Genomic DNA, 26,420 nt, shown 5'->3' on the forward strand with positions numbered 1-26,420 from the left:
CTGCGCGCGCTGCTGGCGGCGTTCGACGGCTGCAACCTGAAGACGACGGCCAAGAACCTGGTGTTCGCCGACGGCAACCCGGCGGCCGATATCATGCTGGTCGGCGAGGCGCCGGGCCGCGAGGAGGACATCGAGGGCCTGCCCTTCGTCGGCCGCTCCGGCCGGCTGCTCGACCGCATGCTGGCGGCGGTCGGCCTCGACCGGCAGTCGGCCTACATCTCCAACGTCATCCCGTGGCGGCCGCCCGGCAACCGCGACCCCTCGCCGCTGGAAACCGAGATCTGCCGCCCATTCATCGAGCGCCACATCGCGCTCGCCGCGCCGAAGGTGCTGGTGACGCTCGGCAACCCGTCGACCAAGCTGCTGTTGCGCACGCAGACCGGCATCATGCGCATGCGCGGCACCTGGTCGGCGCACCGCACGGCCGAAGGCAGCGAGATCGCCACCATGCCGACGCTGCACCCGGCCTATCTGCTGCGCAACCCGGCGCACAAGAAGCTCGCCTGGCGCGACTTCCTCGCCATCCGGGCGAAGCTGCGGGAGGGCTGACGGCGGAGATGCGCGAACGGCGGAGCTTGCGCCCCGCCGTCGTGCCCGGTGCGATCGCGCCCGGCCGGGGCATGGCCCGACCCGGCAAGAGGCCTCAGCGCGGCGGCGCGACCTCCTCGATCTCGGCCACCTCGACGGTGCCGATGCCCTGCATGCAGAACGAGGCGTCGGCGCGCTCGCCCTCCACCTCGACATACTCGCCGGCGGTGAAGCGCACGTCGTCGCTGACCAGCGACCACAGGTCGCCGTCGGGCGTGCGCAGCGTGTAGCATTCCGCGCCGCGCCGCACGCGGCCCTCGAGCGCCACCGGCTCGCCGCCGGGGCCGGCGCCGTCGGTCACGTTGAAGACGCCCGACTTGAAGGTGTAGCCGCGGTCGGTGTCGACGACGAAGATCAGGTCGTCGCCCGGTTCCGCCCAGCCCGGCACGCGCACGTCCTCGGCCACCTCGCCGTCCTCGGCGACGCGCACCGCCTCGACCGCCTCCCATTCGGAGGCCTGCGGGCCGACGCCGATCGTCACCCAGTCGTCCGGGCGCAGGCCGTCGGCGCGCACGGTGACGGGGGTGCCCGCCTCGCCGCTGCGCGGCGCGACGCCGACGGTCGCCGCCGGCCGGCCGTCGTCGCCGGGCACCTCGATGACTTCGCCGATCTCGAGCGCGAACGGATCGAGGTCGGTGTTGGCGTCGAGCAGCTCGATCAGCGACACGCCGAGGGCCTGGGCGATCGAGAACATCGTGTCGCCGGCCTCGACGCGGTAGCGCTCGCGCGGCGCGCTGTCGCCCGGCGCCGCGTCCCGGGCAGCGAGCTGCAGCGCGCTGCCGACCGCCATGTCGCGGGGCTCGAGGCCCGGGTTGAGCCGCATGATCCGGCTCATCGTCACGCGGCATTGCTGGGCGATGCCGTAGAGCGTGTCGCCCGGCTCGACCGTGTAGCTCGCCCCGCACCGGGTCTGGGCGAGCGCGCTGCCGCCCATCAGAAGTCCCGCCGACACGGCGAGCACGGAAATCGCTGTCTTCTTCACGGCTGCCTCCTCGTCTGGAGCCGATCTGCGTTTCACGGAACCACAGATCGGCTCCAAGTCCTTGTCGTGACGCGTTCCCGACCGGCGAACCGGTTTCCAGTTCGCCTGAAAACGCTCCAGGATGAGTGCGTCTGCGGCGCCAATGGGAGAACGCGGCGATGAGTTCCATGCCGGTGGCGGCCAGGGCAGACCGGCGCGCGCAAGCGCCGGCGCGCGATGGAACGCGCGCGGGCGCAACGGCGTTTGACGGCAAATGACCGCGACCACCGACCTCGCCGCAGCCATCGTGCAGACCATGCACCAGCCAGTCCTCGTTCTTGACCGGGACCACGCGGTGGTGACCGCGAACGACGCGTTTCTCGCGCACTTCCAGGTCACCGCAGCCGAGACGATGGGCAAGCCGCTCGCCCGGCTGGGCAACGGCCAGTGGGACATCCGAGAGCTGCGCGCGCTGCTCGCCTCGCTGACGGGGAGCGAGCAGTCCGTCCGGGACTATCGGGTGGAGCACGCCTTCGAGAGCCTCGGACGGCGCAGCATGCTGATCAACGCCCGGCTGCTCCGGCAGGATTCCCGGTCGCGGGTTCTCCTGTCCATCGCCGACGTGACGATGCAGGAGGAACGCGAGAGCGAACTGGTCGCCCAGCGCGAGTTTTCCGACAAGCTGATCGACAGCGTCCGCGAGGCGCTGGTGGTGATGGATCGCGACCTGCGCGTGACACGCGTCAACGAGACGTTCCGGACCGCCTTCGGCGTCGGCAACGCGGAAACCGTCGGCCGGCGCATCTTCGAGCTGGGCAACGGCCAGTGGAACATCGCGCCGCTCAAGAAGGCGCTCGCCGAGGTGCTGCCGAAGGAGCATTCCTTCGACGATTACGAGGTCGTCCACACCTTCCCCGGCATCGGCCGGCGCGTGATGATGCTCAACGCGCGGCGGCTCGACCACATGCCGCGCATCCTGCTGGCCATCCGCGACGAGACCGAGCGGCGCAAGCATGCCGACAGCCAGAAGCTCATGGTCGGCGAGCTGCAGCACCGGGTGAAGAACATCCTGGCAAACGTGCAGGCGGTGGCGTCGGGCACGGTGCGGCGCAGCGCCTCGCTCGAGGCGTTCGAGCGCGTGTTCCTGCAGCGCCTGCAGTCGCTGGCGCGGGCGCAGGACCTGCTGACGCGGCAAGCCGACGGAACCGCCAGCCTGCGCGAGCTCGTCGCGCGCGAGTTGTCGGCGCACGGATGGGAGGAGGACGGGCGGCTGGCCCTCTGCGGACCGCCGGTGGTGCTGTCGCGGCGCGAGACGCAGCCGGTCGCCATGATGCTGCACGAGCTCGCCACCAACGCCGTCAAATACGGCGCCTTCGCCCGGCCGGGCGGACATCTCACCGTCTCCTGGGAGCGTGCGGCGGACGACCCGGCGTGGCTGGAGATGGAATGGTCGGAAACCGGGCTGGACGGCATAACCGCTCCGACGACCAAGGGCTACGGCACGCAGATGATCGAAGGCGCGGCGCGGCAGATGCTGAGCGGCGAGACCGCGGTGCACTTCCGCCCGCAGGGCATGCTCTATCGCGTGCGCTTTCCGCTCGAGCTCGAAGCGCCCGGAGGACGGTCATGAACGACGAGCGGCCGCTGCACGACAAGCGCATCCTCGTGGTGGAGGACGAGTTCCTGGTCGCCCTCGATCTCAGCGACATCGTCGAGCGGCTCGGCGCCGCGGAGGTCCGCACGGCCGGCACGCTGGGCGAGGCGCTGGCGGCCGCCGACGAGCGCTTCGACGGCGCCTTCGTCGACGTCCAGCTTCGCGACGAGAAGTCGTTCCCCGTCATCGAGAAGCTGCGCGCGGCCGGCGTGCCGCTGATTCTTACGACCGGCTACGACCCGGGAACGCTTCCCGCGCATGTCGGCGACCTGCCGCGGATCGCCAAGCCGTTCGCCCCGACGGAGCTGCGCCGCGCGGTCGAGGACGCGTTCGGCCGCTGAGCGGCGCCGACCTGCGGCTCTTCCGCGCCTGCGGACGGCGAACCGGTCTCCACTTCGCCTGGAACCGCTTCAACCCTGCGGCGGCACCAGCCGGCGCGCGGCGCCGCGCTGCAGGCCCAGCCGATGCTCGCGCCAGATGATGAACAGCCCGGCGCCGACGACGATGGCGCCGCCGACCAGCATGTGCGGCGTCGGCACGTCGCCGAAGGCGAGATAGCCGACGACGATGGCGAGCAGCATCGAGGTGTATTCGAACGGCGCGATGGTCGACATCTCGGCATAGCGGTAGCTCTGCGTCATCAGGAGCTGGCCGAGGCCGCCGCAGATGCCTGCCGACACCAGGAAGGCCGCCTGCGTCCAGCTGAGCGGCGCCCAGCCGAAGGGCAGCGACATCAGCGAGACCACCGTCGCCGTCAGCGAGAACCACAGCACGATGGTGGCGGTCTTCTCGGTCGCCACCAGACGGCGCACCAGAAGCAGCGCCACGGCCGAGACCGCCGCGCCGGCCAGCATGGCCACGACGCCCAGCGCCTCGCCCTCGGCCAGCGGCGTGCCGGCGGAAAACAGCGTCAGCTTCGGCCAGGCGATGATGACGACGCCGAGAAAGCCGACGGCGACCGCGCTCCAGCGGAAGACGCGCACCACCTCGCCCATGAACAGCGCGCTGAAGACCACGACGACCAGCGGCTGGGCGTAGTTGAGCGTGATCGCCTCGGGCAGCGGCAGCCGGGTGAGGCCGAAGAAGCCGAGCCCCATGGCCGTCACGCCGACCAGGCCGCGCGCCATGTGGCTGAACGGCCGGGTCGTGCGGAAGGCGGTCGCCAGCTCGCGGCGCAGCGCCAGCACCGCCAGGATCGGGAACATGGCGAAGAAGGAGCGGAAGAAGACGAGCTGCCCGGCCGGCAGCGTGCCGGCCGCCTTGATGAACGACGACATGCCGACGAAGGCGGTGACCGACATCACCTTGAGGGCGATGCCGACGAGCGGCCGACCGGCGGGGCGGAACGGCCCCGCGGCGCCGGTCATCGCAGCGGCCGCGGCGGCCGCCGTGCCTCCGTCGCGCCGGCGCCGGCCAGGCGAGCGCTCATCGTTCCGACCGGGCGGCCTGGATCGCCTGCCAGACGCGCTGCGGGGTCGCCGGCATCTCGATGTGGCCGATGCCGTAGGCGCGGTGCAGCGCGTCGGTGACCGCGTTCATCACCGCCGGCGTCGCGCCGATCGTGCCGGCCTCGCCGGCCCCCTTGATGCCGAGCGCGTTGGTCGTCGAGGGCACGTTGCGCGTCTCGAAGTCGATGAACGGCAGGTTGTCGGCGCGCGGCATGGCGTAGTCCATGAAGGTCGCGCTGACGAGCTGGCCGTCCTCGGAATAGACCGCGTCCTCGGTGAGCGCCTGGCCGAGGCCCTGGGCGACGCCGCCATGCACCTGGCCGGCGAGCAGGATCGGGTTCACCGTGGCGCCGAAATCGTCGACGATCGTGTAGGCGACCACCTCGGTGGCGCCGGTCTCGGGATCGATCTCGACCTCGCAGATATGCGTGCCGTTCGGATAGGTCGCCTCCTCCTGGACGAACTCGCCGAAGCCCTTGAGATCCTCGGGGTTCTTCGCCGCCTTGGCGAGCGTGGCGAAGTCGATCGCCCGGTCGGTGCCGGCGATGCGCGCCTCGCCGTTCGACAGCTCGATGTCGGCGGCCGCCGCCTCGAGCTCGTCGGCGGCGAGCTTGCGGATCTTGCCGGCCAGGTCCTCGCCGGCGCGCGCGGCGGACACGCCGCCGAGCGGGATCGAGCGCGAGCCGCCGGTGCCGCCGCCCTTGGCCAGCCGGTCGGTGTCGCCCTGGTGCACGGTGATCCGCGCCACGTCGAGATCGAGCTTGTCGGCGACGAGCTGGGCATAGGCGGTGGCGTGGCCCTGGCCGTTCGACTGGGTGCCGATCAGCACGGTCACCGTGCCGTCGCCGTTGAGCTCGACATGCGCCGGCTCGGAGCCGGCGAAGGCGCACGCCTCGACATAGGTCGCCATGCCGATGCCGCGGATGCGGCCGGCCGCGCGGGCGCGCTCCAGCCGCGTCTCGAAACCGGCCCAGCCGGCCTTCTCCATGGCGCGATCCATGTGGCCGGCGAACTCGCCGACGTCGTAGACCCGGCCGGTCGGCGTGCGGTAGGGGAACTGCTCGGGCCCGATGAAGTTGCGCCGGCGGATCTCGTCGGGCGCCAGGCCGAGATCGCGGGCGCAGGCGTCGACCAGCTTCTCGAGCAGGAACGAGGCCTCCGGCCGGCCGGCACCGCGATAGGCATCGACCGGGCAGGTGTTGGTGTAGACGCCGGTGATCGTCACGTCGAGGGCGGCGATGTCGTAGACGCCGGTCGACATGGTGGCGCCGAGATAGGGGATGAAGGGCCCGAACTGCGAGGTGTAGGCGCCCATGGCGGCCTTGATGTCGATGCGCAGGCCGAGGAAGCGCCCCTGGTCGTCCATCGCCATCTCGGCCGTCACCAGGTTGTCGCGGCCCTGCGCGTCGGTGAGGAAGTGCTCGCCGCGGTCGCCGTTCCACTTGACCGGCCGGCCGAGCCGCTTCGCCGCCTCCATGACCAGCGGATACTCGCGGTAGACGAAGGTCTTGGGGCCGAAGCCGCCGCCGACGTCCGGCGTGACGACCCGCACCTTCTCCGGCGCCACGCCGAACACCTGCTTGGCGAGGATGCCCTGCATGGAATGCACGCCCTGCGAGCCGGTGGTCAGCACGAAGCGGTCCTCGTCGGCATGCCATTCGGCGACCGCCGCGCGCGGCTCCATGTAGTTGCACACGAGCCGGTTGTTGTGGAACGCGATGCGCGTGACGCGGCTTGCCCCGGCGAAGGCGGCGTCGGTCTTCGCCTTGTCGCCCAGCGTGTTGACATAGGCGCGGTTGGTGCCGAGCTCGGGCCACACCAGCGGCGCATCCTCGGCGAGCGCTTCGGCGATGCCGGCGACCGCCTCGCCGTCGTCGAACTCGACCTCGATCAGCTCGGCGGCGTCCTGCGCGGCAGCACGGCTGTCGGCCACCACGAAGGCGATGGCGTCGCCGACGTGGTGCACCCGGTCGCGGCACAGGATCGGGATGTCGCGCGTCGGCGCGCGGGTGCCGTCTGGCTGCTTCTGCATGCCGCTCGACCTGAGGTCGCCGAGATGGCCGAGATCGGCCCCGGTCAGCACGAGGTGCACGCCGGGCGCCGCTTCGGCGGCCTCCGTCGAGACGATCGTGAAGGCGGCGCTGGCGACCGGCGAGCGCAGCACGTAGCCGTGCAGCACCCCGTCGGGCCGGATGTCGTCGGTGTAGCGGCCGTGGCCGGTGATGAAAGCGTCGTCTTCCTTGCGCAGCACGGAAGCGCCCATGCCGAATTTTGGCGTCAGCACCGTCATGGCAGGTCCTTGCAGTCGTGAGGGAGCATCGGGGGGAGACTTAAAGTGCGCGGCAGTTTTGTCGAGCGCGGCAATCGTGTAAAGAGCACGCCTCCGTTTTTGTTGCGCCAGCCGCCGCGGCCGGCCGGCGCGACCATCCCCGCTGAAAGGGTTGCGATGCGCACCGACACCGGCCAGGTCTTCCGCCTCGAGGACTACAAGCCGAGCGACTTCCTGATCCCCGAGGTGGCGCTGACCTTCCGGCTCGACCCCGACGACACGCAGGTGACGGCGCATCTGACCGTCGAGCGCCGGCCGGGCGGCGATCCGACGCGGCCGCTCGTGCTCGACGGCGACGGGCTGACGCTCGCCGGCCTGACCATCGACGGCGTGCCGGCCGGGGCCGAGGACTACGAGGCGACGCCCGACGCGCTGACCATCCCGCGGCCGCCGGCGGCCGACCGCTTCACGCTCACCATCGAGACGCGGCTGGCGCCGCGCGCCAACACCCAGCTCATGGGGCTGTACCAGTCGAATGGCGTGTTCTGCACCCAGTGCGAGGCGGAGGGCTTCCGCCGCATCACCTATTTCCTCGACCGGCCGGACATCCTGAGCGTCTACACCGTGCGCATCGAGGCCGATCGGCGCAGCGCGCCGCTGCTGCTGTCGAACGGCAACCGCACCGAGGCCGGCCCGCTCGAGGACGGCCGCCACCACGCGGTGTGGCACGACCCGTTCCCCAAGCCGTCCTACCTGTTCGCGCTGGTCGCCGGCGATCTCGGCGTCGTCGAGGACAGCTTCACCACCGCCTCGGGCCGCAAGGTCGCGCTCGCCATCCACGTCGAGCACGGCAAGGAGCCGCGCGCGGCCTACGCGATGGACGCGCTCAAGCGCTCGATGCGCTGGGACGAGGAGCGCTTCGGCCGCGAATACGATCTCGACGTGTTCAACATCGTCGCCGTGTCCGACTTCAACATGGGCGCGATGGAGAACAAGGGCCTCAACGTCTTCAACGACAAATACGTGCTGGCCGACGAGGAGACCGCGACCGACGCCGACTTCGCCAACATCGAGGCGATCATCGCGCACGAGTACTTCCACAACTGGACCGGCAACCGCATCACCTGCCGCGACTGGTTCCAGCTCTGCCTCAAGGAAGGGCTGACGGTCTACCGCGACCACGAGTTCTCCGCCGACCAGCGCTCGCGGCCGGTCAAGCGCATCGCCGAGGTGCGGGCGCTGAAGGCGCACCAGTTTCCCGAGGACCAGGGGCCGCTCGCCCACCCGGTGCGGCCGCGCCGCTATCGCGAGATCAACAACTTCTACACCGCCACCGTCTACGAGAAGGGCTCGGAGGTGGTGCGCATGATCCACACCATGCTGGGCGACGAGACCTTCCGCGCCGGCATGGACCGCTATTTCGAGCGCCACGACGGCCAGGCCGTCACCATCGAGGACTTCCTGCGCGTCTTCGAGGCGGTGTCGGGCCGCGACCTGTCGCAGTTCGCGCTGTGGTATCATCAGGCCGGCACGCCGAACGTCGCGGCGACGGCGCGCTACGACCAGGCGAGCGGCACCTGCGTGCTGGAGCTCGAGCAGTCGCTGCCGCCGACGCCCTCGGAAAGCCGCAAGCGGCTGATGCACATCCCCCTCGCCTACGGCCTGGTCGGCCCGGACGGCGAGGACATGGTGCCGGCCCGCATCGAGGGCGCGACGGTGGAGAACGGCGTCATCCATGTGCGGCGGCGGCACCACACGGTGACCTTCTCCGGCCTCACCGCGCGGCCGACGGTCTCGCTCAACCGCGGCTTCTCCGCGCCGATCACCCTGTCGCAGGAGGTCAGCACGGCCGACCAGCTCTTCCTGGCGCGCCACGACGCCGACCTGGTGTCGCGCTGGCAGGCGCTCAACGGGCTGCTCAGCGAGGCGCTGATCGCCGCCTTCCGGCGGCTGCGCGGCGGCAAGGCGGCGACGTTCGCGAGCGAGCTCGTCGAGGCGGTGGTGGCGCTCGCCGACGACGACACGCTGGAGCCGGCCTACCGGGCGCTGGCGCTCACCCTGCCGGCGGAGACCGACATCGCCCGCGAGATCGGCGACAACATCGACCCCGACGCCGTGCACAGCGCGCGCGTGGCGCTCAGCGAGGCGGTCGCCGCCCGCGGGCAGGCGCGCTTCGCCGCCGTCTACGCGGCGATGGCCGACGACGGGCCGTTCCGGCCCGACGCGGCCGGCGCCGGCCGGCGGGCGCTGCGCAACGTGCTGCTCGACTACCTGGCCGTCGCCGAAGGCCGGCCCGACCCGGCCGCCGCGCAGTTCGAGACGGCGAGCAACATGACCGAGCGGGCGGCCGCCATGACGGTGCTGGTGCACCGCTTCGCCGACAGCCAGGCCGCGGCAGAGGCGCTCGACGCCTTCGAGCGGCGCTACGGCGACGACCCGCTGGTGATCGACAAGTGGTTCCAGGTGCAGGCGACGATGCCCGGCCCGGCGGCGCTGCCGCGCGTGCGCCACCTGACCGGCCACCCCGCCTACGCGCAGAACAACCCGAACCGGCTGCGCGCGCTGATCGGCACCTTCTGCACGGCCAACCCGACCGGCTTCCACCGGGCCGACGGGGCGGGCTACGCGCTGCTCGCCGAGACGGTGCTGGCCGTCGACAGGCACAACGCGCAGGTCGCCGCGCGGCTCGCCACGGCGCTGCGCTCCTGGCGCTCGCTCGAGCCCGGACGGCGCGGCAAGGCCCGCGAGGCGCTGCTTTCGGTGGCGGCCGAAAAGGCGCTGTCGCGCGACCTGCGCGACATCGTCGAGCGCACGCTGGGCTGACGCCGCCGCCGGCCGTCCCCCGCCCGCCGGGGCCGATTCGCCAGCTTGCCACTGGACAAGGCGAATCACCTTTGATTCCTTATGGGTGATTCGGCTGTGCGGCGTTGCCGGATCACGCAACGAGGGACACACCAGGGAGCCGGTGGATGGCAAAGGCGGCGGCGCGGCCCGCGCCCGAGGGGAGCCTTTTTGCCCGGCGCAGGCGCCGGCGCGGCACACGCAGCGGGGTCGCGGGCAACGCCAAGATCATCGCGGCGCCCGCCTATGAGCAGCTTCTGGCCATCGAGCCGGTGCTCAGGCGCTCCATTCCGGTGCTGATCGTCATCTTCCTGATCGTCATCGCGGCGACGCGCTTCCTGTCGCTGACCACCTGGCGCGCCGACATCGAGAGCGACGCGCGCACCGTTCTGGCGCTGGCGGCGAGCGACCTCGCCGGCGCCATGGAGCTGGCCGAGACCGAGGAGATCAGCCCGCGGGTCGCCGCGCGGCTGGTCGCCGCGGCGGCGCGGCACGGCGGGCTGACCGCGAGCTGGGTGCTGGCCGTCACCGACGAGCGCTTCGAGGTGCTGGCCGCCTCGGCCAAGGGGCACGCGCTGGTCGGCCGCTCGCTCGAGCAGGTCTTGGGCGGGGCGCAGCCGCTGTTCATGTTCGGCGAGCGCGCCGGCGTCATGTCGGTGGCCGTCGACGACCGGCCGTTCTTCGCGGCGGCCGACTTCGCGCGCGGCGGCGGGGCGGCCGTCGCCATGCTGTCGCACGACGCGCTGTTTGCCGAATGGCGCAAGTCGGTGTCGCTCAACGTGACGCTGTTCGTGCTGACCGCCGGGGTGCTGATCGTCATCCTGTACGGCTATTTCAGCCAGTCGGCGCGCGCCCAGGCGGCCGACCGCATCTATCTGGAGGCGCATCAGCGCATCGACCTGGCGCTGGTGCGCGGCAAGTGCGGCCTGTGGGACTGGGACATGGTGCGCGGCAAGATGTACTGGTCGCGCTCGATGTACGAGATGCTCGGCTACCAGCCGGTCGACACCATGCTGTCGTTCGGCGAGGTGGCGGCGATCATCCACCCCGACGACGGCGACCTGTTCGCGCTGGCAAAGCGCATCGTGGCGCGCGAGACCGAGCAGATCGACCAGGTGTTCCGCATGCGCCGGGCCGACGGCCAGTGGGTGTGGATGCGCGCACGCGCGCAGGTCGTCGACCCGACGGCGCGCGAGATCCAGCTCATCGGCATCGCCGTCGACGTCACCGAGCAGCGCCACCTGGCGCAGCGCTCGGAAGCCGCCGACCAGCGGCTGCGCACGGCGATCGAGAACATCACCGAATCCTTCGTGCTGTGGGACGCGGCCGAGCGGCTGGTGATGTGCAACACCAAGTTCCAGGAAAACACCGGGCTGGAGCCCGGCCAGATCGCGCCGGGCACGGCGCGCGGCGACATCGAGGCGCGCATGAAGCCGCTGGTCGCCGAGCGGCGCATCGCCAGCGTGCACGGTCCCGAGGCCGGCGCCACCTACGAGCGGCAGCTCGCCGACGGGCGCTGGCTGCAGGTCACCGAACTGAAGACGCGCGACGGCGGCACGGTGTCGCTCGGCACCGACATCACCCAGCTCAAGCTGCACCAGGAGAAGCTGGTCGACAGCGAGCGGCGGCTGATGGCGACGATCCACGACCTGTCGCTGGCGCGCCGCGCCGAGCAGGAGCGCGCGCGCGAGCTCGTCGAGCTCAATCGCAAATACATGCGCGAGACGGAGCGCGCGGAGGCCGCCAACCGCGCCAAGTCGGAATTTCTCGCCAACATGTCGCACGAGCTCAGGACGCCGCTCAACGCCATCATCGGCTTTTCCGAGCTGATGCAGTCGGCGCTGTTCGGGCCGCTCGGCTCGGAGCGCTACGAGGAGTATGCGCGCGACATCAACACCAGCGGCGCCTATCTGCTCGGCGTCATCAACGACATCCTCGACATGTCGAAGATCGAGGCCGGCCAGTTCTCCATCGAGCGCGAGAGCATCGACCTGTGCCCGCTGATCCGCGAGACGGTGCGCGTGGTGGCGCTGCAGGCGGCCGAAAAGGACATCGAGGTGGCCACCCGCATCCCCAACACGATGCGGCTTTACGCCGACCGCCGGGCGATCAAGCAGATCGTCATCAACCTGCTGTCGAACGCGGTGAAGTTCACCGGCGAGGGCGGCAAGATCACGCTGCGCGCGCGCAAGGTGTCCGGCGCGGTGGTGCTGAGCATCGAGGATTCGGGCTGCGGCATCCCGCGCGACGCGCTGAAGAAGCTCGGCCGGCCGTTCGAGCAGGTGCAGAACCAGTTCTCCAAGACGCACACCGGCTCCGGCCTGGGGCTCGCCATTTCGCGCTCGCTGGCCGAGCTGCACGGCGGCGCGCTGAAGATCCGCTCCACCGAGGGCGTCGGCACCATCGTGTCCGTGCGCATGCCCGCGCGCAGCGCCGAGGAGGAGCCGGAGCGGCCGGCCGCCTGAGGCCCGAGCGGCTGCGACGCGGCTCAGCCCTCGTCGAGCTCGCGCGCCACCGCGACGAGCTGGTCGAGGCACTGGCCCCAGCCCTCGTGGAAGCCCATCGCCTCGTGCGCGGCGCGGTCCTCCTCGCTCCAGTGGCGCACCGTGGCGGTGTAGCGCGTGCCGCCGTCGGCATCCTCGAGCTCGAGGATCAGCGTCATGAACGGCTTCTGCGACGGCTGCCAGGCGCGCACATAGGCGTCGGTGACGACCAGGCGCCTGTCGGGCACCACCTCGAGATAGACCCCCTCGTTGGGATGGTCCTCGCCCTCGGGACTGCGCATGACGATGCGGTTGATGCCGCCCGGCCGCACGTCGACCTCGACGTCGGAAACCGACCAGGGGCGCGGCGCGAACCAGCGCTTCATCAGCTCCGGCTCGGTCCAGCAGCGATAGGCCGAACGGCGCGTGACGGGAATGACGCGGCTGAGCACCAGCTCGCGCGCGCCGGCGGAGGGAACGGGGTCTTGGGTCATCGGATCGTTTCCTTGCAGACCATGAGGCGCGGACCATGAGGCGGGAGAGCGCGCAGCAGCGCGCGGCCGGCGTCACGGTCCATCGCGTTGGATTGTGCCGCGGGCCTGCCGGGCCGGCCGCGTTCGCCGGCCGCGGCATGCGCTGCGGCGGTGCGTTGTCGCGCGGATCACACGTCGAGGATGGTCTCGAACCCGCCGAAGATCATGCGCTTGCCGTCGAACGGCATCTCCTCGCCGGTGAGCCGCGGATCGGCCATCGCCGCGGCCATGCCGGCATCGCGCGCCGCGCGCGACGGCCAGACGATCCAGCCGAGCACCACCGTCTCGTCCTCGGCGAGCTGCACTGCCATCGGAAACGAGGTGCGCTCGCCCTTGGGCACGTCGTCGCCCCAGGTCTCGACGCAGGCGAGCGCGCCGTGCGCCTTGAACACCTCCGCCGCGCGCGCGGCGTGCGCGCGGTAATCCTCCCGGCGGCCGGTCGGCACCGGTGCCACGAAACCGTCGACATAGGTCATGCTTGGTCCTCCCTTGGGGGTCGATGCTCGAAGAGCAGGGTGATGTATCGCCTGAGATGATCGATGCTCTCGGCGGCCGGTTCCGGCCCGCCGGTCGCCTTGGCCAGGATGAAGGCGCCCTGGATGACGGCCTGGGTGTGGCGCGCCAGGCTCGCGGCCGTCCAGTCGGGGCGCAGCCCGCGCGCGGCGATCGCCGCCTCGATGTCGGCTTCCAGCGTGTGCGCGTGGCCGAGGATCGAGCGCGCGCAGGCGGCGCGGATCTCGTCGTGGGTGGCGTAGGTCTCCTGCACCATGGTGCCGACCAGACAGGTGAACTCCGGCGGCGCGCCCGCCAGGATGGCGCGGCGGAAGTCGACATAGGCGATAAGCCGGTCGAGCGGATCGGCATGCGCGTGGTACGGCGCGGCCCGGAACAGCGCCGCCGTCGTCTCGCTCCAGTGGTCGGCCGCCGCGACGGCGAGCGCCTCCTTGCCCTCGAAATGGTGGAAGAAGCTGCCCTTGGTGCGTCCCGCGCGCTGGCAGATGTCGTCGACCGTGGTCGCCGTGTAGCCCTTCTCGCGGATGACGGCGAGCGCGGCGTCGAGCAGATCGGCGCGCGCCTTCGATCCCGCCTGCCTGCGTCTGTCCGTCGTCTGCGCCATGCCGTCGTCCGTCTGCCTCGTGCCGGCGTCTGCCCGATGCGGGCCGCTGCCGCAGCGCCCGGCGTTGCCGCTCGCGCGGAGCGCCGGCCGCCGATCCGAAATCACCATACCGATTAGTCGGTATGTTTTCAAGGCGCAATCGGCGGCGTGGCGGTCGCGGCTCCACGCGCCTGACGGCTGGCGAATCGCGAACCGGGACACTGCCCGGCCGGCGGGCCGGCGGCACGGCCGGCCGGCGCCCCGCCCCACGCGGAACGGGCGCCCGGTTGCCGGGCGCCCGTCCTGGAGCGATCCTGTCGGTCAGCGGATCGCGGAACGGCTCCGAGGCGCCGTCCCGACGCGTTCTTCCGACGGCGAAGCGGTGCCCGCTTGGCCTGGAACCGTGTCGGCCGTCAGTGGCGCGGGCCCATGCCCATGCCGCCGCCGCGGTGACGGCGCGGCATCTCGTCGGCATCGACCTTGCCGTCGTCGTTGCGGTCCATCAGCGCGAACATCTTCTGCTGGCGCGACTCGATCTCGGCCTCGGTCAGCACGCCGTCGCCGTCGGTGTCGAAGCGCTCGATCATCCGCCGGGCCATGCGCTCGGTGCGGCGGCGCTCGATCTCGGCGGCGATCTCCTCCACCGTGAGCGATCCGTCGCCGTCGGCGTCGACGCTCTGGAAGGCGCCGAAGGCGGCGGCGAACTCCTCGAAGGTGACGTCGCCGCTGTCGTCGGCGTCGGCGCGCTCGAAGTGCATCATGGCCCGGCTGCCCATGCCCGGGCCCATGCCGCCGCCCATGCCGCCGTCGCGGCCCCAGCGCTCGTGCGCCACGGCCGTGGCGGTGACCGCCGCGACGGCGGTGAAGGCAAGCGCGATCCTGGTCAGGTTCTTCATGGTCTTCTCCTTTGCATCGTCACCCCCGATGCGGAAAGGGCAAGGCGCGGCGTCCCATCACGACCCGTCACCCGGCCCACGCAGCAGACGGTCGAAATGCTCCCGCACCGTCCGCGACGTCTCTTCGACATGTGCCTGCAGGACCGCCAGGTCCGGCAGATCGGTGGCCCGCAGCAGCAGATCGGCAAGCCCCGGCGGCACGTCGTCGGGCTCGAACGGCCCGGTCAGGCACAGCCGGATGATCTGCGTCAGCGTGAAATAGAGCGCGTGCGCGTCGACCAGCGCCGCGCGCGTGTCGGCGTCGGCGAAATCGGGCGCCAGCCGCGCCAGCACCTCGGCCGTCGCCGTCGGCCTCGACCCCTCGGTCAGCCGGCCGGCGAGCACCGCGTGCTGGGCGATGAACTCGAGATCGATCAGCCCGCCCGGCACCAGCTTGAGGTCCCAGGCATCGCGCGGCGGCTTCTCCTCCTCGATCAGGTCGCGCATCTTGGCCGCCTCGCCCGCCAGCACGGCGCGGTCGCCGTCGGCGCCGAGCACGGCGTCGATCTCGGCGGCCGCCTCCGCCCCCAGGCCGGCGTCGCCGGCCACCGGCCGGGCGCGTGCCAGCGCCATGTGCTCCCAGGTCCAGGCCTCCTGGCGCTGATACTTGCGGAAGGCCTCGATGTGCGTGGCCACCGGCCCCTTGTTGCCCGACGGCCGCAGCCGCAGGTCGAGCTCGTAGAGCACGCCCTCGGCCATCGGCGCCGAAACGGCGGCGATCAACCGCTGGGTGAGCCGGGCGTAGTAGTGCGACGGGGCGAGCGGCTTGTCGCCGTCGGACTCCTCGGCATCGGCGTCGTGGTCGTAGAGCAGGATCAGGTCGACGTCGGACCCGGCGGTGAGCTCGCGGCTGCCGAGCTTGCCCATGCCGAGGATCGCCGCGCGGCCGCCCGGCACCCGGCCGTGCCGGCGGGCGAACTCCGCGTGCACCGCCTCGAAGGCCATGCCGATGGTCAGGTCGGCGAGGTCGGAGAAGGCCTTGCCGGCGCGGTAGGCGTCGATCGCGCCGGTCAGCAGCCGGATGCCGATCAGGAACTTCTGCTCGGCGGTGAAGATGCGCAGCCGGTCGAGCGTTTCCTCGTAGGCGGCGGCGCCGCCGAGAAACGCCTCCAGCCGCTCCGCCAGATAGGCCTTGTTGGGCAGTTCGGACAGCAGCGCCGGATCGAGCAGCCCGTCGAAGACGTGCGGCCGGCGGGTGATCGTCTCGGCCAGCCGCGGCGCGGCCCCCATGATGGTGGCGAGCAGCTCGAGCAGCCGCGGGTTGGACTGCAGCAGCGAGAAGAGCTGGATGCCGGCCGGCAGGCCCGACAGGAAGGCATCGAAGCGCATCAGCGCCTCGTCGGCGCGACGCGTCTGGCCGAACGCCTCGAGCAGCGCCGGCGTCAGCTCGGTCAGCCGGCCGCGCGCCTCCGACGAGCGGGTGGCGCGGTAGCGGCCGAAATGCCAGCCGCGGATGACGCGGCAGATGTCGCTCGGCCGCTCGAAGCCGAGCGCCGACAGCGTCTCCAGCGTTCCGGGATCGTCGACGTCGCCGGTGAAGACGAGATTGCCGAGGTCGCCGGAAAGCTGCGGCGCGGTCTCGAACAGCGCCGCATAGTGGCGCTCGACGAGCTGCAGCGAGCGGCGGAACGCCTCGGAGAAGGAGTCCGCGTCGTCGTAGCCGAGCAGCAGCGCCACGCGCGTCAGCCCCTGGTCGTCCTCCGGCAGGCTGTGCGCCTGCTCGTCGGCGATCATCTGGATGACGTTCTCGACGTCGCGCAGGAACCAGTACTGCCCGGCCAGCGCCTCGCGCGCCTCCTCGCCGATCCAGCCGAGCTCGGCCAGCCGGCCGAGCATGGCGACGGTCTCGCGGCCGCGCAGCTCGGGAAAGCGGCCGCCGGCGATGAGCTGCTGGGTCTGCACGAAGAACTCGATCTCGCGGATGCCGCCGCGGCCGAGCTTGACGTTGTGGCCCTTCACCGCCACCGCGCCATGGCCCTTGTGGGCATGGATCTGACGCTTGATCGAGTGCACGTCGGCGATCGCCGCGTAGTCGAGATATTTGCGCCAGACATAGGGCTGCAGCTCGGCGAGGAAGGCGCTGCCGGCGGCCGTGTCGCCGGCCACCGCGCGCGCCTTGATCATCGCCGCCCGCTCCCAGTTCTGGCCGCGGCTCTCGTAGTAGGTGAGCGCCGCCTCGGTGGGAATGGCGAGCGGCGTGGAGCCGGGGTCGGGGCGCAGCCGCAGGTCGGTGCGGAAGACGTAGCCGTGCTCGGTGCGCTCCTGCAGGATGCGCACCAGCCGCCGCGTCAGCCGCACGAACAGGTCGCTCGCCTCGACCGGGTCGGCGATCGCCGGCGCCCGCTCGTCGAACAGCGCGATCAGGTCGATGTCGGAGGAGAAGTTGAGCTCGCCGGCGCCGAGCTTGCCCATCGCCAGAAGGACGTAGCCGGAGCCGCGCGCGGGCTCCTGCGGGTCGGGCAGCGCCAGCTTGCCGCGCCGGTGCGCGTCGACCAGCAGGAAATCGGCCGCCGCGCGGATGCAGGCGTCGGCCAGCGCGCTCAGCCGCGCCACGGTGGTGGCGGCGTCGGCGGCGCCGGCCAGGCTGGCAAGCGCGATCAGCGCGTGCGCCTCCGCCTTGTGGAGCCGCAGCGCCTGCATCACCCCCGCCTCGCTCTGCTCCTCGGCCAGCGCGACGCCGGCGATGGCGTCGCCGAGCTCGGCCAGGCGGCGGTCGAGCGGGGTGTCGAACAGGCGGTCGAGCAGGACCGGCCGGCGCCGCGCCTGGTCGCGCAGGAAGGGCGAGAGGTCGAAGACGGCAGCGAGGAAGGCGGCGAGCGGCCCCTCGCCTTCGAGCAGCGCGGCGACGCGGTCGAGCCCCTCCTCCGCGGCGCATTCGGCGACCGTGGCCGCCGCCTCCTTCGCCGCCTCCCGGTCGAGCGGCTTCAGCGCCCGCGGCGCGACGCCGAACCAGGCGGTTCCGTCCTCGGCCGCGATCCCCGCCCGCGCTTTCTGCATCAGCGCCCCTCCCCGCTGGAAAACACCATGGCCACGGCGAGGCCGCCGCCTTCGGCCGCCGCCAGCTCGAGCCGCCCGCCATGGAACTTCATCACCGCCTTGGCAAGGCTCAGGCCGAGGCCGGAGCCCGGCTGGCTGCGGCTGGCCTCGAGCCGCACGAAGCGCTCGGTGGCGCGCGCGCGATCCTCCTCCGGAATGCCCGGCCCGTTGTCGGTCACGGTGATGCGCGTCGCCGTGCGGTCCTGCGCCAGGCCGACCGCAACGCGCGCGGCCGGGGTGCCGGCGGAGTACTTTATCGCATTGTCGACGATGTTCGACAGCGCCTGGCCGATCAGCTCGCGGTTGCCCTCGACCGTCGCCGGCACCGCGCCCGCCTCGGCGACGAGCGCCACGCCCTGCTGCTCGGCGAGCGGCTCGTAGAGCTCGACCACGTCGGCCACCACGGCGGCGAGGTCGACCGGCTCGGCCGCCTCGGCCGAGTGGCCGGCCTCGACGCGCGAGATCATCAAAATGGCGTTGAAGGTGCGGATGAGCTGATCGGACTCCGCGATGGTGCGCTCCAGCGCCGCGCGGTACTCGGCCGGATCGGGCTGGCCGGCGAGCGCCGCCTCGGCGCGGTTGCGCAGCCGCGTCAGCGGCGTCTTGAGATCGTGCGCGATGCTGTCGGAGACCTGGCGCAGCCCGTCGTTGAGCTCGGCGATGCGCGCCAGCATGGCGTTGAGGCTGGCCGACAGGCGGTCGAACTCGTCGCCCGCCCCGCTCACCGGCAGCCGGCCCGACAGGTCGCCGCCCATGATGCGGCGGCTCGCCTCCGAGACGCGGTCGATGCGGCGCAGCGCGCGGCGGCCGACGACATACCAGATGAGCAGCGCGCCGAGCCCCATCATGCCGAAGGCGACGACCAGCGCGCGGCGCACGACCGAGCGGAAGCGCTCCGGCTCGCCGAGGTCGCGGCCGACCAGCACGATCATCCGGTTGGGCAGGCGAAAGACGTGCGCCATCGCGGTGTGGCGGCCGTCCGCGACCGCGCCGGGTCCCTCGCCGTAGCGCTGATAGGCGAAGGGCCGCGTCGTCCAGCCCGCCTCGTCGAGGACGCCCGGCGCCAGGCTTTCCACGTTGCCGGCCAGGACGCGGCCGTTCGGATCGGTGATCAGGTAGAGGTTGGCGCTCGGCTGGCGCGAGCGGCGCTCGACCATGCGCACCAGATAGGGCAGCCCGCCGCGCTGGTAGGCGGCGGCCAGGCCCTGCGCCTCCTCGGTGATCGTCTCGCGCGTCTGCACGGTCAGCATGCGCACCGAAAGGCCCGTCATGTAGAAGACGAGCAGCACCGCGCAGAGCGAGAACAGGACGAGATAGAGCGCCGACAGCCGCGCGGCGGTGGTCTTCATGATGGCCGGAACGGCCGCCATCACTCGGCCCGCAAGACGTAGCCGGCGCCGCGCACGGTGTGCAGGACGGGACGGTCGAAGCCGCGCTCGATCTTGCCGCGCAGCCGCGACACATGCACGTCGATGACGTTGGTCTGCGGGTCGAAATGGTAGTCCCAGACGTTCTCCAGCAGCATGGTGCGGGTGACCACCTGCCCGGCATGGCGCATCAGATATTCGAGCAGGCGGAACTCGCGCGGCTGCAGCACGATCTCCTGGCCGGCGCGGCGCACCGTGTGCGACAGCCGGTCGAGCTCGAGATCGCCGACGCGGTAGAGCGTCTCGACCTCCTTGCTGCCGGCGCGCCGGTTGAGCACCTCGACGCGGGCGAGCAGCTCGGAAAAGGCATAGGGCTTGGTGAGGTAGTCGTCGCCGCCGGCGCGCAGCCCGGTAACCCGGTCGTCGACCTCGCCGAGCGCCGACAGGATCAGCGCCGGCGTCTCGTTGCCGCGTTCGCGCAGCTCCGCGATGACGGACAGGCCGTCGCGGCGCGGCAGCATGCGGTCGATGACGAAGACGTCGTAGTCGCCGGAGTCGGCGAGCGCGAAGCCGGTCTCGCCATCGGCCGCCAGGTGGGTCGTGTGGCCGGCCTCGGAGAACGCCTTCTTGAGATAGTCCGCCGCCTCGCGGTCGTCCTCGATCAGCAGAATCTTCATGGCGACCTTATAGCCGAAATCCTGGGCGAAATCGGAAGGGGTCGCGACGGGTTCCATGCTGGGCTCCGGACGGCGGAAAAGCGGCAGAGGACGATGGGGCCCGCTGCCGCGGGGGCCGCAGCGCGGCCCCGGGCCTTCCGCCGGCCGGCCGGGGGTGCGGAAATCCGGCCGACGGAAGGCATCTCGCGGGGCCGATCAGCCGCGTGCCACCGGCAGCGCGACGAAGCGGTTGGCGTTGTCGCGGCGGAGCTGGAACAGCACCGCCTTGCGGCCGGCCTCGGAGGCGTCGTCGACGATCGAGGCGACGTCGCCGGCGCTCGAGACCTCCTGCGAGTTGACCGACAGGATGACGTCGCCCGCCTGGATGCCGCGCGAGGCGGCCTCGCTGTCGGGGTCGACGTCGGTCACGAGCAGGCCTTCGCCGTCCTCCGCGCGGGTCACGGTCAGGCCGAAGTCGGCGAGCGCGCTGCCCGCCGCCTCGTCCTGCCCCTCGTCCTGCGGGGCGGCCATCGCCTGGCGGTCGAGGCCGGGCATCTCGCCGAGCTCGACGTCGAGCGTCTCGGCCTGGCCGTCGCGCCACAGCGTGACCTCGACCGACTTGCCGGGCTCGTAGTTGCCGATGATACGGGCGAGCTCCTTGGCCGAATCGACCGCCTCGCCGTCGACGGCGACGATCACGTCACCGGCGCGGATGCCGGCGCTGCGTGCCGGGCTGTCCTCGGTCGGCTCGGCGACCAGCGCGCCCTTCTCGTCCTCCAGGCCGAGCGATTCGGCGATGTCGGAGGTGACGGGCTGGATCTGCACGCCGAGCCAGCCGCGCTCCACGGTGCCGTCCTCGATCAGCTCCTGAACGACGTTCTGGGCGATCGAGGCGGGGATCGCGAAGGCGATGCCGACATTGCCGCCGGACGGCGAGAAGATCGCGGTGTTCACGCCGACCACCTCGCCGGCCAGGTTGAAGGCCGGGCCGCCGGAGTTGCCGCGGTTGACCGCCGCGTCGATCTGGATGAAGTCGTCATAGGGGCCGGCGCCGATGTCGCGGCCGCGCGCCGAGACGATGCCGGCCGTCACCGTTCCGCCGAGGCCGAACGGGTTGCCGACGGCCACCACCCAGTCGCCGACGCGCACATTGGCCTCGTCGGCGAAGTCCACATAGGTGAACTCGCGCGCCTCCTCGACCTTGAGCACGGCGAGGTCGGTGCGCGGGTCGGAGCCGATCAGCTCGGCCGACAGCTCGGTGCCGTCGTCCATGACCACGAGGAACTCGCCGCCGCCGTCGATGACGTGGTTGTTGGTAACCAGATAGCCGTCCTCGGAGATGAAGAAGCCGGAGCCCTGCGAGGCGGGGCGCTGGCCGCCGCGCCGGCCGAAGCGGTCGCGGTCCTGGCCGGGCCCGCCGCGGAACTCGCGGAAGAAGCGCTTCAGCGGATGATCGTCCGGCAGGTCCTCGAAGCCGGGCATGCCGAAGGAGAAGCCGGGGCCCTGGTCGGAGGCCGGCTGCATCTTGGCCTTGACGCGGACGCTGACGACGGCCGGCGACACCGTCTCGACGATGTCGGCGAAGCTCGGCGCCTGGATCGGCTGATCGAGGCGGGCCGGCTCGGCCAGCACCGGAACGGCGCCGGTGGTCACCGCGGTGGCGCCGATCGCACCGGCCACCGCCAGCGAGGCGACGGTCGCGAACAGGCGCGTGCGGGTCTTGGATGCCGTGTTGTGGCGTTCATCCATGGTTGGTCTGGTCCTCTCTTGGGGATCGGAAACTGTCCGTGGCAGATGCCCGCATCGGGCACCCTCGGGACCAGACATAGGGAACGGCACCTTACCGTGCCATTTCCGGGGCATGAAAGTTTGGTAATGTTCTGCTGCGGCGGCGCCGGGCGACGGCCGGGCCGGGCGGCGGCTACTCGACCTCGCGCACCGAGGTCTTTACCGTCGAGGCGCTTTCCAGCGTGCGGTGCACCGGGCACTTGCCGGCGATCTCGACCAGCTTGTCGCGCAGCGCCTCGGAGATCGCCCCTTCCACCGCGATGACGCGGTCGAAGCGGTCGATGCGGCCGCCGCCGGCGCGCTGCTCGTCGGTGCAGTCCTCGCAGTCGCGCGCATGCATCTTGGCGTGCGAGACGTCGACGCTGACGCGGCCGAGCTCGAGCTTCTTGTGGTCGGCATACATGCGCAGCGTCATCGCCGTGCAGGCGCCGAGCGCGATCGACAGGAAATCGTAGGGCGAAGGACCGGAATCGAAGCCGCCGACGCTTTCCGGCTCGTCGGCGAACAGCCGGTGACGGCCGGCCTGCACGGCGTTCTGGAACTTGCCCTGGCCGGTCTCCATCACGCGCACGTGCTCGATCGCCTCCTCGCCCTGCGGCGCGTCGCCGGCCAGGTAGCGCGACAGCCAGCCGGAGATGACGCGCGCGGCGAAGGCGGCGTCCTCCGGCCGCGTCAGCAGGTGGTCGGCCTTGTCGAGCGAGACGAAGCTCTTGGGATGGCGCGCGGCGACGAAGATCGCCGTCGCGTTGTCGATGCCGACCGTCTCGTCGAGCGGCGAATGGAGGATGAGCAGCGGCTTGCGCAGCGCCTTGATGGCCGCCTCGAGGTTGCGGCCGCGCACGTCCTCCACAAACTGGCGGGTGATGCGGAAGCGCCGGCCGGCGAGCTCGACCTCGGCCTCGGCGTCGCGCTCGATCGCCTCCAGGCTGGAGCCGAAGTTCTTCAGCACATGGGCCGTGTCGGCCGGCGCGCCGATGGTCACGACGGCCTTGACCTCGGGGATCCGGTCGGCCGCCGCCAGCACCGCCGCGCCGCCCAGCGAATGGCCGATCAGCACCGAGGGCGGGCCGAAATTGTCGCGCAGATGGTCGGCCGCCGAGACCAGGTCGCCGACATTGGAGGAGAAGTCGGTGGAGGCGAACTCGCCCTCGCTCGAGCCGAGCCCGGTGAAGTCGAAACGCAGCACCGCCAGCCCCTCGCGCGCCAGATCGGCGGCGATGCGGCGGGCGGCGAGCACGTCCTTGGAGCAGGTGAAGCAGTGCGCGAACAGCGCGTAGCCGCGCAGCGGCCCGTTGGGCAGGTCGAGGCGCGCCGACAGCCGGGCGCCGGAATGGCCGGGAAAGTCGAGCCGCTGGGTGCGAACGGTCATGGCTGGGTCCCCCGTCAAGGCTGTGGACGCATCGGCCTCGCTGCCGCTCACGCTTTGCGGACGGCCCGATGCAGGAAAAGCTGCGGCCGGATGCGCGGCGAAGCGCCTGCGACCGGCCGCCGGACCGTAGGGGAAGGTGCGGGAGAAGGGAAGCGGCGCCGGGGGGCGCTCAGTCGCGCTCGTTCAGGATGGCCTCGAGCCGCGCCTCCTCCTCCGGCGACAGCGCCGGCGAGCGGCGGCGGGCGCGGCGGCGCATGTTGATGAAGGCGTAGCCGCCGCCGGCCAGGAGCAGCAGCGCCGGCGAGGCCCACAACAGCGCGTTGCGCGCGCTGAAGGGCGGCTTCAGAAGCACGAACTCGCCGTAGCGCGCCACCACGTAGTCGATCACCTCGGCATCGGTGTCGCCGGCCACCAGCCGCTCGCGCACCAGAACGCGCAGGTCGCGCGCCAGTTCGGCGTTGGAATCGTCGATCGACTGGTTCTGGCACACCAGGCAGCGCAGCTCCGCCGACAGGGCCCGCGCCCGCGCCTCGAGCGCCGGATCGTCGAGCACCTCGTCGGGCTGAACCGCCAGCGCCGGGCCGGCGGCCAGCGCCAGCCACAGGGCGGCGGCGACGGCCGCGCGCGCCAGCCCTCTCATCGGCCCGCCTCCGGCTGCGCGGCGCCGGTCCGCGCCTTGCGCCGCGCGGGCGCGCCGACGCGCAGCCGCCGGTCGAGCAGCGACACCGTGCCGCCGACCATCATCACCACCGCGCCGTACCAGATCAGCGTCACCAGCGGCTTCCACCAGATGCGCACGACGATCGCGCCGTCGTCGCGCGGATCGCCGAGCGAGACGTAGAGCTGGCTGAAGCCGAGCGTCATGATACCGGCCTCCGTCGTCGGCATCTGGCGTGCCGGGTAGACGCGCTTGGCCGACATCACCTCGCCGAGCGGCCGGCCGTCGGGCGCGGTGACGGCAAAGATGCCGCGATCCTCCAGATAGTTCGGTCCGGTGTAGGGCGTCAGGCCGTCGAAGCGCAGCACGTAGCCGGCGATCTCGGCCGTCTCGCCGGGCTTCATCGCCACGATGCGCTCGCCCTGCATGGTGGTCACGGCGGTGACGCCGATCACCATGACGCCGACGCCGGCATGGGCGAGCGCGGTGCCGAAGGCCGAGCGCGGCAGGCCGACCAGACGCGAGACGGCGACGCGGAGGCGCGCCTTGGGCAGGCCGGAGCGCAGCGCCAGGTCGGTCAGCGCGCCGAGGATCAGCCACACGCCGAGGCCGATGCCGAGCGCGGCCAGCGCGGCGGCGCGGTCGACGAACAGCAGCGCCACGATCATCGCCGCCAGCGCGCCGCCGAAGGCGACGAACAGCCGCTGGCTGACGGCCCACAAATCGCCGCGCTTCCAGGCGAGCAGCGGCCCGAACGGCACCGCCATCAGCAGCGGCACCATCAGCGGCACGAAGGTCAGGTTGAAGAACGGCGCGCCGACGGAGATCTTGTCGCCGGAAAGCGCCTCGATGAACAGCGGGTAGAGCGTGCCGACGAACACGGTCGCCGTGGCGGTGGTCAGGAACAGGTTGTTGAGGACCAGCGCGCCCTCGCGCGAGATCGGGTGGAACACGCCGCCGGCCGTCAGCGCGCCGCTGCGCGCGGCGAACAGCGCGAACGAGCCGCCGACGAACAGCACCAGGATGGCCAGGATGAAGACGCCGCGCGTCGGGTCCGTGGCGAAGGCGTGCACCGAGGTCAGAACGCCCGACCGCACGAGGAAGGTGCCGAGCAGCGACAGCGAGAAGGCGACGAGGGCGAGCAGGATCGTCCAGATCTTCAGGGCCGAGCGGCGCTCCATGACGATCGCCGAATGCAGCAGCGCGGTGCCGGCCAGCCACGGCATGAAGGAGGCGTTCTCCACCGGGTCCCAGAACCAGAAGCCGCCCCAGCCGAGCTCGTAATAGGCCCAGTAGGAGCCCATCGCGATGCCGCCGGTCAGGAACACCCAGGCGGCCAGCGTCCACGGCCTGACCCAGCGCGCCCAGGCGGCGTCGACGCGCCCCTCGATCAGCGCCGCCACCGCGAAGGCGAAGCACACGGAAAAGCCGACATAGCCGAGATAAAGAAGCGGCGGATGCACCGCCAGGCCGACATCCTGCAGGATCGGGTTGAGGTCGCGCCCCTCGATCGGCGCCGGCACCAGCCGGGCAAACGGGTTCGACGTGGCGAGGATGAACAGCAGGAAGGCCGCGCCCACCATGCCCTGCACCGCCAGCACGTTGGCGCGCAGCGTCGCCGGCAGGTTGCGGCCGAACACGGCGACCAGCGAGCCGAACAGCGTGAGGATCAGCACCCACAGCAGCATCGAGCCCTCGTGGTTGCCCCACGTGCCGGTGATCTTGAACAGCATCGGCTTGGCCGAATGCGAGTTCTGCCAGACGTTCTCGACCGAGAAGTCGGACTGCATGTAGGCCGCCGTCAGCGCCGCGAAGGCGATGCCGGTCATCAGGAAGCCCATGATCGTCGACGGCTCGCCGACGCGCATCAGCGCGCTGCTGCCGAGCCGTGCCCCGACCAGCGGCACCGTCGACTGAACCAGCGACAATGCGAAGGCCAGGACCAGGGCGAAATGACCGATCTCGACGCTCATGCGGTCCTCCCCGCGCTTGGAGCATGGTGCGGCAAGGCGCGTTTACCGCGCCGCACGCATGCCGAAACTTCAATCACCGAGACCCCGAGGCTGCCTGCAAGCCGCTGCGCGCTTCCGGCATCGCGGTCCGGTGGCGGTCTAGTCGCCTTCCCACACGCCCTTTTCCTTGAGGCTCTCGGCAACCTCGCGCGGCATGTAGGTCTCGTCGTGCTTGGCCAGCACGGTGTCGGCGCGGAACACCCCGCCGTCGTCGAAGCGGCCTTCCGTCACCACGCCCTGCCCCTCGCGGAACAGGTCGGGCAGGATGCCGGCATAGGTCACCTTGACCGACTCCGAGCCGTCTGTCACGGCAAAGGTGACGTCGGTCTCGGCGCCGTGCGCGAGCGAGCCCTCCTCGACCAGGCCGCCGAGGCGGATGCGCTCGCCGGCCGCGACGGGCCGGACGGACAGGTCGCCGGGCATGTAGAAATACGAGGTCTGCTGGCCGAGGGCGACGAAGGTCAGCGCGGTGGCGGCGGCGAGAAAGCCCATGCCGCCGCCGATGATGGCCAGTCGTTTCTGCTTGCGTGTCACGGCGTCGTCACTCCGTCGCGATGGTCTCGATGCCCTGTGCGGCGGCCGCCTCGCGCAGCGCCGCGCCTTCCGGCGTGTCGGTGCCGAGCGCCTCCAGGCCGCGCGCCAGCGCGTCCTGTGCCGCCTCGGCGCGGCCGAGCACGGCGTAGGAGCGCACCAGGCGCTGCCAGCCGGCCGGATCGTCCGGCGCCT

Annotated in this window: 20 protein-coding genes and 1 pseudogene; 5 read left to right on the forward strand and 16 right to left on the reverse strand. The window is 71.6% G+C overall.

The window, feature by feature from the left end; all coding sequences use genetic code 11:
• Positions 1-549, forward strand: a 549-nt coding sequence (locus N1F89_RS15910) for a uracil-DNA glycosylase (protein ID WP_290085221.1), incomplete at its 5' end; no start/stop codon positions are given.
• 94 nt (positions 550-643) lie between these two features.
• Here the strand turns inward: N1F89_RS15910 and N1F89_RS15915 are convergent.
• Positions 644-1,570 carry a LysM peptidoglycan-binding domain-containing protein gene (locus tag N1F89_RS15915; protein ID WP_290085222.1) on the reverse strand — a complete coding sequence of 309 codons (927 nt, stop codon included), beginning with the start codon at positions 1,568-1,570 and terminating at the stop codon, positions 644-646.
• Positions 1,571-1,823: 253 nt separating this feature from the next.
• On the opposite strand from N1F89_RS15915, the gene N1F89_RS15920 reads away from it, so the two are divergent.
• Both N1F89_RS15920 and N1F89_RS15925 read left to right on the forward strand, forming a co-directional pair.
• Positions 1,824-3,179, forward strand: coding sequence for an HWE histidine kinase domain-containing protein (locus tag N1F89_RS15920; protein ID WP_290085223.1), 1,356 nt, complete (start codon positions 1,824-1,826; stop codon positions 3,177-3,179).
• Positions 3,176-3,544: a response regulator gene (locus tag N1F89_RS15925; protein WP_290085224.1), complete on the forward strand. Its 369-nt coding sequence runs from the start codon at positions 3,176-3,178 to the stop codon at positions 3,542-3,544. The genes N1F89_RS15920 and N1F89_RS15925 overlap by 4 nt, the downstream gene beginning before the upstream one ends.
• 69 nt (positions 3,545-3,613) lie before the next feature.
• Here N1F89_RS15925 and N1F89_RS15930 read toward each other — a convergent pair whose 3' ends face one another.
• Positions 3,614-4,570, reverse strand: a complete 957-nt coding sequence (locus N1F89_RS15930; RefSeq protein ID WP_290085225.1) for a DMT family transporter — start codon at positions 4,568-4,570, stop codon at positions 3,614-3,616.
• A gap of 58 nt (positions 4,571-4,628) precedes the next feature.
• Positions 4,629-6,941, reverse strand: a complete 2,313-nt coding sequence (locus tag N1F89_RS15935; protein WP_290085226.1) for a xanthine dehydrogenase family protein molybdopterin-binding subunit — start codon at positions 6,939-6,941, stop codon at positions 4,629-4,631.
• Between the two features lie 156 nt (positions 6,942-7,097).
• Between N1F89_RS15935 and pepN the strand changes: the two genes are divergently transcribed.
• Entirely contained in the window at positions 7,098-9,743 is a 2,646-nt protein-coding gene (pepN, locus tag N1F89_RS15940; protein ID WP_290085227.1) for an aminopeptidase N, read from the forward strand.
• Between the two features lie 146 nt (positions 9,744-9,889).
• Positions 9,890-12,226 carry an ATP-binding protein gene (locus N1F89_RS15945; RefSeq protein ID WP_290085228.1) on the forward strand — a complete coding sequence of 779 codons (2,337 nt, stop codon included), beginning with the start codon at positions 9,890-9,892 and terminating at the stop codon, positions 12,224-12,226.
• A 23-nt stretch (positions 12,227-12,249) separates the two neighbouring features.
• Here N1F89_RS15945 and N1F89_RS15950 read toward each other — a convergent pair whose 3' ends face one another.
• The 13 genes and pseudogenes from N1F89_RS15950 to N1F89_RS16010 form a co-directional block, all read right to left on the reverse strand.
• Positions 12,250-12,738 (reverse strand): SRPBCC family protein, encoded by a 489-nt coding sequence (locus N1F89_RS15950; RefSeq protein ID WP_290085229.1) that lies wholly within the window; start codon positions 12,736-12,738, stop codon positions 12,250-12,252.
• Positions 12,739-12,905: 167 nt separating this feature from the next.
• Complete coding sequence (locus tag N1F89_RS15955) at positions 12,906-13,253, reverse strand: DUF1428 family protein (RefSeq protein ID WP_290085230.1); 348 nt, start codon at positions 13,251-13,253, stop codon at positions 12,906-12,908.
• Entirely contained in the window at positions 13,250-13,894 is a 645-nt protein-coding gene (locus tag N1F89_RS15960) for a TetR/AcrR family transcriptional regulator (RefSeq protein ID WP_290085231.1), read from the reverse strand. The genes N1F89_RS15955 and N1F89_RS15960 overlap by 4 nt, the downstream gene beginning before the upstream one ends.
• A 392-nt stretch (positions 13,895-14,286) precedes the next feature.
• Entirely contained in the window at positions 14,287-14,769 is a 483-nt protein-coding gene (locus N1F89_RS15965) for an EF-hand domain-containing protein (protein WP_290085233.1), read from the reverse strand.
• Positions 14,770-14,826: 57 nt separating this feature from the next.
• Entirely contained in the window at positions 14,827-17,805 is a 2,979-nt protein-coding gene (locus N1F89_RS15970; protein ID WP_290085234.1) for a bifunctional [glutamine synthetase] adenylyltransferase/[glutamine synthetase]-adenylyl-L-tyrosine phosphorylase, read from the reverse strand.
• A complete protein-coding gene (locus tag N1F89_RS15975) occupies positions 17,805-19,217 on the reverse strand; it encodes an ATP-binding protein (RefSeq protein WP_290085235.1) in 1,413 nt (470 codons plus the stop codon). Before N1F89_RS15975 ends, N1F89_RS15970 begins: the two co-directional genes overlap by 1 nt.
• Positions 19,214-19,888 carry a response regulator transcription factor gene (locus N1F89_RS15980; RefSeq protein WP_290085241.1) on the reverse strand — a complete coding sequence of 225 codons (675 nt, stop codon included), beginning with the start codon at positions 19,886-19,888 and terminating at the stop codon, positions 19,214-19,216. The genes N1F89_RS15975 and N1F89_RS15980 overlap by 4 nt, the downstream gene beginning before the upstream one ends.
• Positions 19,889-20,083: 195 nt before the next feature.
• The gene (locus N1F89_RS15985; protein ID WP_290085236.1) at positions 20,084-21,616 is read right to left on the reverse strand and encodes a Do family serine endopeptidase; all 1,533 of its coding nucleotides are present in this window, start codon (positions 21,614-21,616) and stop codon (positions 20,084-20,086) included.
• A 172-nt stretch (positions 21,617-21,788) separates the two neighbouring features.
• On the reverse strand, positions 21,789-23,024 hold the full coding sequence (locus tag N1F89_RS15990; protein WP_290085237.1) for a bifunctional alpha/beta hydrolase/OsmC family protein: 1,236 nt from the start codon (positions 23,022-23,024) through the stop codon (positions 21,789-21,791).
• 169 nt (positions 23,025-23,193) lie between these two features.
• Entirely contained in the window at positions 23,194-23,664 is a 471-nt protein-coding gene (locus N1F89_RS15995) for a cytochrome c-type biogenesis protein (protein ID WP_290085238.1), read from the reverse strand.
• A complete protein-coding gene (locus tag N1F89_RS16000) occupies positions 23,661-25,655 on the reverse strand; it encodes a heme lyase CcmF/NrfE family subunit (RefSeq protein WP_290085239.1) in 1,995 nt (664 codons plus the stop codon). Before N1F89_RS16000 ends, N1F89_RS15995 begins: the two co-directional genes overlap by 4 nt.
• 138 nt (positions 25,656-25,793) lie before the next feature.
• Positions 25,794-26,228, reverse strand: a complete 435-nt coding sequence (ccmE, locus tag N1F89_RS16005; RefSeq protein ID WP_290085240.1) for a cytochrome c maturation protein CcmE — start codon at positions 26,226-26,228, stop codon at positions 25,794-25,796.
• 7 nt (positions 26,229-26,235) lie between these two features.
• A pseudogene (locus N1F89_RS16010) lies at positions 26,236-26,420 on the reverse strand (c-type cytochrome biogenesis protein CcmI); the annotation flags it as partial.

Origin of the sequence: Aquibium sp. A9E412 (assembly GCF_030398335.1) — a bacterium.
In the GTDB taxonomy this organism is placed as follows: domain Bacteria; phylum Pseudomonadota; class Alphaproteobacteria; order Rhizobiales; family Rhizobiaceae; genus A9E412.

Bases quoted from the DNA above. Each gene is read 5' to 3' on its own strand.
- N1F89_RS15985 (WP_290085236.1), bottom strand. From the start codon at position 21,616: ATGGATGAACGCCACAACACGGCATCCAAGACCCGCACGCGCCTGTTC.
- N1F89_RS15995 (WP_290085238.1), bottom strand. From the start codon at position 23,664: ATGAGAGGGCTGGCGCGCGCGGCCGTCGCCGCCGCCCTGTGGCTGGCG.
- N1F89_RS15930 (WP_290085225.1), bottom strand. From the start codon at position 4,570: ATGACCGGCGCCGCGGGGCCGTTCCGCCCCGCCGGTCGGCCGCTCGTC.
- N1F89_RS15955 (WP_290085230.1), bottom strand. From the start codon at position 13,253: ATGACCTATGTCGACGGTTTCGTGGCACCGGTGCCGACCGGCCGCCGG.
- N1F89_RS15990 (WP_290085237.1), bottom strand. From the start codon at position 23,024: ATGACCGTTCGCACCCAGCGGCTCGACTTTCCCGGCCATTCCGGCGCC.
- pepN (WP_290085227.1), top strand. From the start codon at position 7,098: ATGCGCACCGACACCGGCCAGGTCTTCCGCCTCGAGGACTACAAGCCG.
- N1F89_RS15925 (WP_290085224.1), top strand. From the start codon at position 3,176: ATGAACGACGAGCGGCCGCTGCACGACAAGCGCATCCTCGTGGTGGAG.
- N1F89_RS15935 (WP_290085226.1), bottom strand. From the start codon at position 6,941: ATGACGGTGCTGACGCCAAAATTCGGCATGGGCGCTTCCGTGCTGCGC.
- N1F89_RS15960 (WP_290085231.1), bottom strand. From the start codon at position 13,894: ATGGCGCAGACGACGGACAGACGCAGGCAGGCGGGATCGAAGGCGCGC.
- N1F89_RS16000 (WP_290085239.1), bottom strand. From the start codon at position 25,655: ATGAGCGTCGAGATCGGTCATTTCGCCCTGGTCCTGGCCTTCGCATTG.
- N1F89_RS15970 (WP_290085234.1), bottom strand. From the start codon at position 17,805: ATGCAGAAAGCGCGGGCGGGGATCGCGGCCGAGGACGGAACCGCCTGG.
- N1F89_RS15945 (WP_290085228.1), top strand. From the start codon at position 9,890: ATGGCAAAGGCGGCGGCGCGGCCCGCGCCCGAGGGGAGCCTTTTTGCC.
- N1F89_RS15920 (WP_290085223.1), top strand. From the start codon at position 1,824: ATGACCGCGACCACCGACCTCGCCGCAGCCATCGTGCAGACCATGCAC.
- N1F89_RS15980 (WP_290085241.1), bottom strand. From the start codon at position 19,888: ATGAAGATTCTGCTGATCGAGGACGACCGCGAGGCGGCGGACTATCTC.
- N1F89_RS15950 (WP_290085229.1), bottom strand. From the start codon at position 12,738: ATGACCCAAGACCCCGTTCCCTCCGCCGGCGCGCGCGAGCTGGTGCTC.
- N1F89_RS15965 (WP_290085233.1), bottom strand. From the start codon at position 14,769: ATGAAGAACCTGACCAGGATCGCGCTTGCCTTCACCGCCGTCGCGGCG.